The 10,809-nt window shown below is 70.6% G+C and carries 12 protein-coding genes; 6 read left to right on the top strand and 6 right to left on the bottom strand.

The features are described 5' to 3' along the window. Window positions 1-112: 112 nt before the first annotated feature. Window positions 113-1,126, bottom strand: a complete 1,014-nt coding sequence (locus MHY30_RS14575) for a hypothetical protein (protein ID WP_239278651.1) — start codon at window positions 1,124-1,126, stop codon at window positions 113-115. 276 nt (window positions 1,127-1,402) lie between these two features. Between MHY30_RS14575 and MHY30_RS14570 the strand changes: the two genes are divergently transcribed. From MHY30_RS14570 to MHY30_RS14555, 4 genes are all read left to right on the top strand, one after another. Beyond that, complete coding sequence (locus MHY30_RS14570) at window positions 1,403-2,077, top strand: YqaJ viral recombinase family protein (protein ID WP_239278641.1); 675 nt, start codon at window positions 1,403-1,405, stop codon at window positions 2,075-2,077. A 96-nt stretch (window positions 2,078-2,173) separates the two neighbouring features. Then, window positions 2,174-3,868, top strand: coding sequence for an MDR family MFS transporter (locus MHY30_RS14565; RefSeq protein ID WP_239278623.1), 1,695 nt, complete (start codon window positions 2,174-2,176; stop codon window positions 3,866-3,868). After that, entirely contained in the window at window positions 3,861-4,334 is a 474-nt protein-coding gene (locus MHY30_RS14560; RefSeq protein WP_239278621.1) for a MarR family winged helix-turn-helix transcriptional regulator, read from the top strand. Before MHY30_RS14565 ends, MHY30_RS14560 begins: the two co-directional genes overlap by 8 nt. Window positions 4,335-4,459: 125 nt before the next feature. Further along, the gene (locus MHY30_RS14555; protein ID WP_239278619.1) at window positions 4,460-5,482 is read left to right on the top strand and encodes an NADP-dependent oxidoreductase; all 1,023 of its coding nucleotides are present in this window, start codon (window positions 4,460-4,462) and stop codon (window positions 5,480-5,482) included. Here MHY30_RS14555 and MHY30_RS14550 read toward each other — a convergent pair. Continuing rightward, complete coding sequence (locus MHY30_RS14550) at window positions 5,469-6,371, bottom strand: LysR family transcriptional regulator ArgP (protein ID WP_239278617.1); 903 nt, start codon at window positions 6,369-6,371, stop codon at window positions 5,469-5,471. The genes MHY30_RS14555 and MHY30_RS14550 overlap by 14 nt on opposite strands. Window positions 6,372-6,441: 70 nt before the next feature. Here MHY30_RS14550 and MHY30_RS14545 point away from each other — a divergent pair, with 70 nt between their 5' ends. Together MHY30_RS14545 and MHY30_RS14540 are read left to right on the top strand one after the other, a co-directional pair. Continuing rightward, complete coding sequence (locus MHY30_RS14545; RefSeq protein WP_239278615.1) at window positions 6,442-7,095, top strand: LysE/ArgO family amino acid transporter; 654 nt, start codon at window positions 6,442-6,444, stop codon at window positions 7,093-7,095. 15 nt (window positions 7,096-7,110) lie between these two features. Further along, window positions 7,111-7,392 carry an acylphosphatase gene (locus MHY30_RS14540; RefSeq protein ID WP_239278613.1) on the top strand — a complete coding sequence of 94 codons (282 nt, stop codon included), beginning with the start codon at window positions 7,111-7,113 and terminating at the stop codon, window positions 7,390-7,392. Here MHY30_RS14540 and MHY30_RS14535 read toward each other — a convergent pair. The 4 genes from MHY30_RS14535 to MHY30_RS14520 all read right to left on the bottom strand — a co-directional run bounded on the left by MHY30_RS14535 (window position 7,389) and on the right by MHY30_RS14520 (window position 10,778). Beyond that, complete coding sequence (locus MHY30_RS14535; RefSeq protein ID WP_239278611.1) at window positions 7,389-8,441, bottom strand: nitronate monooxygenase family protein; 1,053 nt, start codon at window positions 8,439-8,441, stop codon at window positions 7,389-7,391. The two genes, MHY30_RS14540 and MHY30_RS14535, sit on opposite strands and share 4 nt — an antisense overlap. A gap of 2 nt (window positions 8,442-8,443) precedes the next feature. Continuing rightward, entirely contained in the window at window positions 8,444-9,247 is an 804-nt protein-coding gene (locus MHY30_RS14530) for an amino acid ABC transporter ATP-binding protein (RefSeq protein ID WP_275438536.1), read from the bottom strand. Beyond that, the gene (locus tag MHY30_RS14525; RefSeq protein WP_239278669.1) at window positions 9,234-9,857 is read right to left on the bottom strand and encodes an amino acid ABC transporter permease; all 624 of its coding nucleotides are present in this window, start codon (window positions 9,855-9,857) and stop codon (window positions 9,234-9,236) included. The genes MHY30_RS14530 and MHY30_RS14525 overlap by 14 nt, the downstream gene beginning before the upstream one ends. 120 nt (window positions 9,858-9,977) lie before the next feature. Next, window positions 9,978-10,778: an amino acid ABC transporter substrate-binding protein gene (locus tag MHY30_RS14520; protein ID WP_239278609.1), complete on the bottom strand. Its 801-nt coding sequence runs from the start codon at window positions 10,776-10,778 to the stop codon at window positions 9,978-9,980. Window positions 10,779-10,809 lie beyond the last annotated feature (31 nt).

Here is a 10,809-nt window from a genome sequence, read left to right as displayed (position 1 = left end):
CCCCCGCCCCCACGTCGCGCCCTGCCCCGCGCTGACGTACAGCAAGATGACGCTCCGTTTCCGAGATGACGCGCCATTCGGGCGAATGGGGGGCCATGTGGTGAGACAGGGGTCATCTCGGCGGCGGCGCCACCGGTCCTCCACGCATGGGTGCCACGCCGAACGCCTCGAGCCGGGCCGCGAGTACCTCGGGGGTCGCGATGTCGGAGAAGCCGCCGCGGCACACGCGCCATTGCGTGCGCCCTCGGATCCAGTCCTCGCGCTTCTTCTCGTCGAGGAGCACCTGCTCTATCGACCGGTCTCCGCGCAGGGAAGGGTCGCGGTACTTCACCTCCCCGTCGAACTCCCAGAACGTTCGAGCCTCGGGCAAGGCGATGTCGACGAAGTAGTCGGCGCCGCGGGGCCCGGGCACCGCCACCTGGAGGTCGAACTCGACGAACCCGAGACGGAACAGCTGCACCCGGCTCACGCTCTCCCCCGGCAGTTCCGCGCGTCCGTCGGCGAACTCGATCACCCAGCGAGCTCGCCGGATGCCGCGTGCTCCCGCTTTCCGCGCAGCCCTCTCGCGCATCCGTTCGCGCCAGTCCTCCTGCGCGTGGGGGTCGAACCGGCGTCCGACCACCGCTTCACGCCGCAGTGCGGCGTCCGCGCAGGTCACCGCGACCTCGAGGGGCATCGTGCGCATGACGTCGAACACCGTGCGATCGAGGGTCGTGCAGGCGATGCCCGCGACCGTCGTGAGGTCGCCCGTGTCGATGGCGTCGAGATGTCGCCGCAGCCCTCTGCGACTGGTCGCTCCGACGTCGGCGGCGACCGTCACGTCGACGGGCCGATCCCTGAACCGGTACTGCGGCAGGTCATGGAGCACGCTCGCCGAGAGGTGAGAGACGACGGCGGAACCACCGCGCGTCTGCTCCATGGCGGCGCAGACGGCAAGCCGATGCTGCTCGACGGGCCGGAGCGCGAGGTACGCCGCGCGCTCGACGTAGACACCCGCTTGCAGCCGCAGGAACACGCCCCCGGCCGCCGCGCGTGACAGCTCGGTGGGAGTGACATCCCGTGCGAGCAGGTCCGCGCGGGTGAACAAGGGCACCCCCCGGATGCCGATACCCACCGTCCTGTGCATCCCCCCGATCGTGCCGCCACCACCCGTTCGCGCGATCCCCCACCCCCGGCATCCGTGGACATCTCGGCCGCCCACCGGCCTGGGGAGGAGCGCCTGGCGTCTTGCCCCGGCCGACCCCTCGCGCGATCACCCCCGTTCACCGAGACGACCCGCGATCCCGCGCCGTCCGGGGTCATTTCGCGAACGGTGGGTCATCTCGGCGCGGCGCGGCCGCGGCCCGCGACGCGCCGCCACGCAGGAACGCGCCAGACGCGCGACCGGGTTAGGGTCGAACGTATGTCCCCCGAGCTCGTCGCCTCCCGCAGCGCCGACCTCGAGTCGCGGATCGTCGCGGACTCGCGCGACCGGGTCGCGTGGATCCGGGCGCGCTCGCGCGGCATCACGGCGACCGACGTCGCCACTCTCACCAGCGCCAACGCGATCACGCGAGCGGCGGATGCCAAGCTCCTCGGCTCGAGCTTCTCGGGTAACGCCTACACGGCGCACGGTCGTCGGCGCGAACCCGAGATCGCGGCATGGGTCGCCGCGACGCATGGCATCCAGCCCTCGTCCGCGCTGTATCACGCGGTCGTCGAGAAACGTCACCTCGCGACCCCGGACGGTGTCGTGGTGGATGCCGAGGGGCGCATCGTCCTGGCCGAGATCAAGACGACGAACAAGGCGTGGCGCTCCATCCCCCGCACGTATCTGCGTCAGGTGTGGTGGCAGCAGCACGTCCTCGGCGCCGAGCGCACGCTGGTCGCGTGGGAGCAGCATGACGGCTTCGTGCCGGTGGGCGACGAGCCCCGCTGCCAGTGGGTGGACCGCGACGAGAAGGAGATCGCGTCGCTCGTGCGGCTGGCGACCTCGCTCATCGACGAGCTCTACCGGCGGACGACCGCGGGCCGGGTGCCGGTGCGGCGCCCGGAACCGACGGAGAGGTACCGCGCTCTCGCGCTCCTCGACGGATAGTTGACCGAAATCAAACAATCGGCGTATAGTTGATCTTCGTCAACTAACGCGCCGTCGTCGTCGCGGCATCCTTCTTCCTCCCCTGGAGAGTCCCGCATGACCTCATCCGTCCCCGAGACCGCGGCACCGCGCCGCGTCCTCCCCGCCCTCATCGGGCTGCTGCTCGGCATGTTCGTGTCGATGCTGGCCTCGACCGTCGTCTCGACGTCGCTGCCGGTGATCGTCCACGACCTCTCGGGCGACCAGAACGCTTACACCTGGGTGGTCACGGCGACCCTGCTCACCACCGCGATCTCGACACCCATCTGGGGCAAGCTCGCCGACCTGTTCAACCGCAAGGTGCTGATCCAGGTCGCCATCGGCATCTTCGTCCTGGCCACCGCCGCGGCCGGGTTCTCGCAGAACACCGACATGCTCATCGCCTTCCGCGCGGTGCAGGGTCTGGGCGCGGGCGGTCTCGCCGCACTCAGCCAGGTGATCATGGCGGACATCATCAGCCCGCGCGAGCGCGGTCGCTACATGGGCCTGTTCGGTGCCGTCATGGCCGTCGCCACCGTCGGTGGCCCGCTGCTCGGCGGCGTCATCACGGATGCCTTCGGCTGGCGGTTCAACTTCTTCGTCGCCCTGCCCTTCGCCGTCGCCGCGCTCGTCATCCAGCAGCGCACGCTGCACCTGCCCGCGCGCGCACCGCGCAAGGTCAAGATCGACTACCTCGGCATCGTGCTGCTCTCGACCGCCGTGTCGCTGCTGCTGATCTGGATCACCAACGCCGGGCGCACGTTCGAGTGGGCCAGCACCGAGACGCTCCTCATGGTCGGCGGCGCCGTCCTCGCGGCGATCCTGTTCGTCCTGGTCGAGCTGCGCTCGTCCGAGCCGCTCGTCCCGCTGACGCTGTTCCGCGACGCCACCTTCACCCTCGCCACGATCGCGTCGATCGCGACCGGCCTGGCGATGTTCGGCACGTCGGTGTTCCTCAGCCAGTACATGCAGATGGCCCGCGGCGCCACGCCCACCGAGGCCGGCGTCATGACGATTCCGATGATCGCGGGGCTCCTGCTGGCATCCATCGTCGTCGGCGCCCTCATCACGCGCTTCGGACACTGGAAGCCGTTCCTCATCGCCGGTGGAGTGCTGCTCATCGCGGGCACGTACCTGCTGTCGACCATCCACTACGACACGAACTTCGCGCTGGTCTCGCTGTACATGTTCCTGCTCGGCGCGGGCGTCGGCATGACGATGCAGAACCTCGTGCTGATCGTGCAGAACACCGCCGACCCGGCCCGGATGGGTGCGGCCAGCTCCGGCGTGACGTTCTTCCGCAGCCTCGGCGGCACGATCGGCGTGTCGGTCATGGGCGCGGTTCTCGCCGACACGGCCACGCGCCTGTTCACCGACCGGGCCACCGACCTGCAGACCGCGATCGTCGGTCTCGGCGCGGCCGGCGCTCCCGTTGCCGAGGCCCTGCAGTCCGACACGATCCCCCAGGTGTCGACCCTGCCCGAGGTCGTGCGCGTCATCGTCGAGGACATCTACGCCCAGTCCATCGCGCACGCGTTCCTCATTGCGGTGCCGGTGGCCGTCGTCAGCCTCATCGCGATCGTGTTCCTGCCGAACCGTCCGCTCACCCGCATGACGACGTCCGAGCGCGTCGCGGCGAGCGAGGCGGACCTGGCCACCGTGTCGGTTCCCGCCGGTATGGCGACCCTGTCGACGACGGGGACGGTTCCGACGGTGGATGCCGAGACCCGCCGCCGTCCCCGCTCCGACGCTCCCGTGGGGGAGGATGGGTGACGTGACCCGCGAACCCGACGCCGAGCGACAGGCCGCCGTGCACGCGCTCGAGTCGTCGTTCTCGGAACTGATGACCGTGTTCCGCCGCTTCGTCTCAGAGGCGGCGGAACGGGTCAGCCCCGGCATGCTGCCGGCGACGTTCAAGACCCTGTCGGTCGTGAGCCGTTTCGGCCCCCTGACGCTGTCCGCCCTCGCCGAACGGCTCTCTGCCGATAAAGGCTTCCTCAGCCGTGCCATCAGCGACCTCGAGGGCATGGGACTGGTCACCCGGACGCCCGACCCGAACGATCGCCGCTCCCGGCTGATCGCGGTGACCGATCTCGGCCGTGATCGTCTGAGCGAGGCGCGCGCCCCGCACGAGAGCCGACTCCACGAGGCTCTCGCGGACTGGTCCGTGGACGAGATCGAGCACCTTTCGACGATGCTGCACGCCCTGGCAGTCGGCGAGGTCCCCGGACGCCGCTGAGGCTCCTGCACTCCGGGCGACGCGACACGGTGACCGAGGTGTAACACCGTCGAGACAATCGCGCGCTTGACTGAAGGGGTCGCGGCGGAGTCGCCGTCGATGTGACCCCCGAGGAGGAACGCCCGATGAGATTCCGATCGACGCGTCCCGAAGCCACAGCCGACTCGCCGGGGGTCGTCATCCCCGAGACCATGCGCGCCGTGGTGTTCGACGCCCCGGGCGACGCCGACGCCCTGCGCGTGGCATCCGTCTCGACACCCGACCCCATCCTCAGTGAGGTGCTCGTCCGCGTGGTCGCGGCGGGGATCAACCCGATCGACGCCAAGACACGCGCGGGCCGGGGTGCGGCCGGTGCCATCACCGGGTGGCCGGCCACGCTGGGGTACGACTTCAGCGGCGTCGTGGTCGCCGCTCCCTACGAATCTCACCCGTTCCCGCCCGGGACCGAGGTGTTCGGGATGACGCCGACCCCGCGGACGCCGGGAACCTACGCCGAGTACACGGTGGTCCCGTCCCTCTCTCTCGCGCGCAAGCCCGCGTCGCTGTCGCACGTCGAGGCGGCCGGTGTGCCCCTGGCCGCCCTCACCGCGTGGGGCGTCGTGGTCGAGACGGCGCTCGCGCACGCCGGTCAGCGCATCCTGATTCACGCCGGCAGCGGCGGGGTGGGCCACTTCGCGGTGCAGTTCGCCGCGTACTTCGGCGCGCACGTCATCGCGACGGGGTCCTCGCGCAATCTCGACTGGCTCCGTGAGCTCGGCGCCGCCGAGGTCGTCGACCACACGACGGCGAGGTTCGAGGACGTCGTCGCCGACGTGGATGTCGTGGTCGACCTCATCGGCAACGTCGCCGACGACACCGGGACCCGTTCCCTCGAGGTCGTGCGGCCGGGGGGCCTGTTGATCGAGGTTCCCACCGGCGCCTGGCCGGGCTTCCGCGACGCGGCGGCGGCGCGCGGCATCCGTTCGACCGGCTACAAGGTCGTCCCCGACGGCGGCGCGCTCGCCACCATCGCGCGCCTGCTCGATTCCGGGGCGGTGCGCGTGTTCGTGGACCGCGTGTTCGATCTGGAACAGGCGGCAGCGGCGCACCGCGAGCTGGAGAAGGCGCACACGCGCGGGAAGATCGTCCTGCGCGTCAGCGACGATTGACCGGCCGCGGCGACAGCACGCGGCGCCCCTCGCCCACGACCTCGTCGGCCACCTCGTCCAGCAGCGGCGAGGTGAGGTTCCATTGCTGCCAGAAGAGCGGAACGTCCACCGGTGCGCCACCGAGCCGGACGAGCGCACCGGAGGCGAGTCCCTCCGCGGACTGGAACTCGGGCAGCAGCCCCCATCCGAGCCCCAGCGCCACCGCCGTCGCGAAGTCCTGGGAAGCCGGGACGCGGTGCCGCGGTGGAGCTCCCACGGGCACGTCGAACCCGGCGAGCCACCGGGTCTGCAGGTCGTCGCGACGATCGAAGTCGACGACGGGCGCCGAGGTCAACACTCCCGCATGAACCCCGTCGGAGAACCATCGGGCCGCGAACCCGGCGGAAGCCACCGCTTCGTAGCGCAGCACCCCGAGGCTCCGCACGCGGCATCCGGCCACGGGGGTCTCCCGGGAGGTGACCGCCGCCATCACGACACCGGTCTCCAACAGTCCGGCGGTGAAGTCCTGATCGTCGCGATGCAGGTCGAACACCACCGCCCTCCGCTCGGCGACACGGGCCAGCGGGGCGAGGAACCACGTCGCGAGGGAGTCGGCGTTCACGGCGAGGGGCACGGATGCCACGGCTCCGCTCTCCGCACCGATCGCTGCCAGCGCGTCGTGCTCGAGCAGGGCCAGCTGGCGGGCCAGACGCACCACCGCGTCTCCCGCGGGTGTCGCCCGCACCGGTTTCGACCGGACGAGGACGACACGGCCGAGCTGATCCTCGAGAGCGCGCACTCGTTGGCTGACGGCGGACGACGTGATGTGCAGCCGCCGGGCAGCGGCATCCAGCGTTCCTTCTTCGATGACGGTCGCCAGGGTGCGGGCGAGCTCGAACGGAATCGTCATGAAGCGATGCTAATGGTGCTGCAGAATCCTGAACTGTACTGAAGGAGGACGCCCGCCTACCCTCGACACCGTGCTCTCCTCCCTCGCTGCCGGTTTCGGGCTCGGCCTCTCGCTCATCGTCGCCATCGGCGCTCAGAACCTCTTCGTGCTGCGGCAGGGCGTGCGTCGCGAGCACGTCCTGTCCGTCGTCGCCGTGTGCGCCGTGTCCGACGCTGTGCTCATCGCGCTCGGCGTCTCGGGAATCGGCGCCGTCGTCACCGCGGTGCCGTGGCTTCTCGACGTCGTGAGATGGGCCGGGGCCGCCTTCCTCGTGGGTTATGGGATGCTCGCCGCCCGCCGAGCCCTGCGTCCGACGGGGGCCGCGTTGCGCGTCGAGACGGAGGCCCCGCCCGCAGAACGCGGCGGGCGGACGATGGTGGCGACGACTACCCGCACGGCAGCGGTCCTGACGTGCCTCGCGCTCACCTGGCTCAATCCCCACGTCTATCTCGACACCGTCTTCCTGCTCGGCTCCGTCGCCGCGACGCACGGGGCGGAACGCGGAGTGTTCGGCGTCGGCGCGGCCGCGGCCAGCCTGGTGTGGTTCGCCGCCCTCGGCTACGGCGCACGCTTCCTCGGGCGATGGCTCGACTCCCCCGGGGCCTGGCGCGTCCTCGACGGGGTCATCGCGCTCGTCATGTGGGGGCTGGCGTTCTCTCTCGTCCTCCCCGTGTTCACCGGGTGAGGTCACAATGAACAGATGCGCAGCGTCGAATTGAGCATCCGTGGACACGTGCAGGGCGTCGGCTTCCGCTGGGCGATGCGCGCCGAAGCCGAACGCCTCGGTGTCACCGGCTGGGTGCGGAACCGGCGCGACGGCACCGTGGAGGCCCGCGTCACCGGCACCTCGGCCGCGGTCGACGCGATCGTGTCCTGGGCGAGCCAGGGGCCCCCGCTGGCCCGGGTCGAGCGCGTCGAGGCGCGGGAGACCGACACGGATGCCACGAACGACACCGCGTTCGAGATCCGCGCGTCCGCCTAGTCCCGCTCGCCAGGAAGCCCCGCGCGCAGTTCGACGAGCACGTCCGCGGCCTCGTCGAACCGGGTGAGTCCCGCCGCCTGCCCCGCCCACAACGACAGCAGCTCGCCCTCCCCTGCCGCGGCGGCCGCCGCGCGGAACACGCCGGTGAGCCAGTTCTGCGCGGGAAAGGGCGCGATCGCCTGGGCCGCTTCGATCTCGCGGACCGCGCGGTTCGGGATGCCGCGCGCCCACCGTCCACTCATCGCCCGCGTGAGCACGGTGTCGGTGTCGCCGGCCGCAGCGATCGCCTCACGGTGCGCGGCCGTCGCGCCGGACTGTCGCGTGCGCAAGAACGCCGTGCCGACCTGCACCCCCTCCGCTCCGAGCGCGAACGCGGCGGCGACACCCCGACGATCCGCGATGCCGCCGGCCGCGATCACCGGCACCGAGACCGCATCGACCACCTGCGGGATGAGAGCGAACGTTCCCACGAGCGACGACGCCGGGTCGCGGAGGAACGACACGCGATGCCCCGCGGCCTCCATCCCCGTCGCCACCACCGCGTCGACGCCGGCTGTCTCGAGAGCGACGGCCTCAGCGACCGACGTGGCCGTGCCGATCACGCGGATGCCGCGCTCTCGAGCGCGCGCGACGGTCTCGGCATCCGGTACGCCGTAGACAAGGCTCAGGACGTCGGGCACTGCGGCGAAGACAGCGTCGAGCTGATCCGCGAGATCGGGCAAGAACACCTCCGGCACGTCGGGCACCGCGACGCCCGCGGCCGCGAACAGCCCGGCCATGGCATCCCGGATGGAGGAGAGATCGACGTCCGCGGGGGTGACCTCGTCGCCCCGTGACCACCACAGGTTCACCGCGACCGGCCGGTCGGTGGAGCTCCTCAGCATCCGCACGGTCTCGACGATGCGGTCCGGCGCATAGCCGTAGAGGCCGAACGAGCCGAGACCGCCGCCGGCGCTGACCGCCGCCGTGAGCTCCACCGAAGACAGGCCGCCGAACGGTCCGAGGACGATCGGAACATCGATGCCGAAGAGCTCGCACACCCGCGACATGGTCACTCCAACGGACGCAGAATGCGATCGAGGAACCGGCGCGTGCGTTCCTTCTCGGGGCGGGTGAAGAGCGTCGCGGGTGCGCCGCGCTCCACGATCACGCCCTCGTCGAAGAACAGGACCTCGTCGGCGACTTCGCGAGCGAAGGCGAGCTCGTGAGTGACGATGATCATCGTCCATCCCTCATCGGCGAGCCCGCGCAGCACCTTGAGGACTTCGCCCACGAGCTCGGGATCGAGCGCGCTGGTGGGCTCGTCGAAGAGGAGGAGGTCAGGGCGCAGAGCCAGCGCGCGGACGATGCCCACGCGCTGCTGCTGGCCGCCCGACAGCTCGAAGGGATACGCGTCGCGCTTCTCGGCGAGACCGACGCGTTCCAGGAGCGCCTCCGCGCGCGCGGTGGCGTCGGCTCGGGAAACGCCGTGCGCCTGCACGGGTCCCTCGATGACGTTCTGCAGCACGGTGAGATGCGGGAAGAGGTTGTGATGCTGGAACACCATCGCCGATCGGTCCCGCATCGCGGCTCGATCCGCCTTGGACACGCGGCCGGCGAGGTCGATCGAGGGCCCGCCGTCGTACTCGATGCGGCCGGCGTCGGCGGTCTCGAGACCGTTCAGACACCTCAGCACCGTGGTCTTGCCCGACCCCGAGGGACCGATCAGCACGAGCACCTCGCCGCGCCGGACCTCGAGGTCCACGCCATCGAGCACGCGGTTCGCGCCGAAGCTCTTCTGCAGGCCCTGCACCCGCAGCAGCGGCGCGCCCGTCGGGCCCGCCGGCGGGGTCACGGCATCGTCAGCGTGCGACATGGCGATCCAGCCTCCTCTCGAGAACGCCCTGCCCCGCCGAGAGCACGAGGCAGAACAGCCAGTAGATCAGGGCCGCTTCGAGGTAGATCGCCATGAACTCGTACGAGAACGCGGCGATGTTCTGCGCCTGGCGGAACAGCTCCGACACCAAAATCAGGGATGCCAGCGAGCTGTCCTTCACGAGCGAGATGAACGTGTTCGACAGCGGCGGCACGGAGACGCGCGCCGCCTGCGGCAGGATGATCCGCGTCAGGGTCTTGCGCGGTGAAAGACCCACGACGTGCGCCGCCTCCCACTGGCCGCGGGGCACGGAGAGGATCGCGGCGCGGATGACCTCGGCGGCGTACCCGCCGACGTTGAGCGAGAACGCGATCACGGCCGCCGGGAACGGGTCGATGACGACCCCGACCGCGGGCAGACCGTAGAAGATGACGAAGAGCTGCACCAGCAGCGGCGTCCCCCGGATGACCGAGATGTAGAACCGCGCGACGCCGCGCAGCACGACGTTGCGCGAGAGACGCAGCAGAGCCATGCCGAGGGCGATCACCAGCCCGATCGCGAACGACGCCAGCGACAGCGGGATGGTCCCCCGCAGCCCGGCCAGCACCATGGGCCAGAACGAATCGAGCAACAGCGTCCAGATGTCGTTCACGCGCCCTCCTTCCTGTCGCGAACGCGGCACGCCCGCGCCCCCCACGCTAGGCGGGAGTCGCGGGCGTGCGCCGGGGGTTTACTTCGTGACGTCGGCGCCGAAGTACTTCTGGCTGATCTCGGCGAGGGTGCCGTCGGCCTCGAGCTCCTCGAGCGCTCCGTCGATGGCATCCGCGAGAGCCTGCTTGTCCTTGGTCGTCGCGAACGCGCTCTCCGAGGTGTCCTCGGTCTCGGCGGCGATCTTCAGACCCGTCGGGCTGTTGGTCTTCTCGTAGTCGAGGTAGGTCAGCTGGTCGTTCACGGTGGCGTCGACGCGGCCCTGCTGCAGCAGGGCGACGGCCTGCGCCCAGCCCTCGACGGCCTCGACCTGGGCGCCGCTCTCGGTGGCCAGCTCGTACCAGTTGCTCGTGAGCGACTGGGCGGTGGTCTTGCCCGAGAGGTCGGCGAAGCTGGAGATCGAGGAGTCGTCCTCCGTGGTCACCACGACGCCGCGCGAGACGGTGTACGGCGTGCTGAAGAGGTACTTCTCCTCGCGCTCGGGGTTGATCGACACCTGGTTGGCGATGACGTCGAAGCGACCCGCGTCGAGGCCGGCGAAGATGGCATCCCACTGGGTCTCCTGGAAGCGGACCTCCAGCCCGAGCTTCTCGGCGACGGCCTCGGCGATCTCGACGTCGAAACCGGTGAGGTCTCCCGACTCGTCGTGGAACGAGAACGGACGGTACGTGCCCTCTGTGGCGACGGTCAGGGTGCCCCCGGAGACCAGACCGAGGTCGTCGCCCTGCTCGGCCGAGCCGGATGTGGATCCGCCGCTGCACGCGGTGAGCGCGAGAGCGAGCGTGCCGAGAGCGGCGGCGAGGACGGGGAGGCGACGGGGCATAGGTGTTCCTTGCAAGTGATGCGGGTGGGGT

Source organism: Microbacterium sp. ACRRU (assembly GCF_022346945.1).
In the GTDB taxonomy this organism is placed as follows: domain Bacteria; phylum Actinomycetota; class Actinomycetes; order Actinomycetales; family Microbacteriaceae; genus Microbacterium; species Microbacterium mcarthurae.
This window is presented reverse-complemented; position numbering and strand designations above follow the sequence as displayed.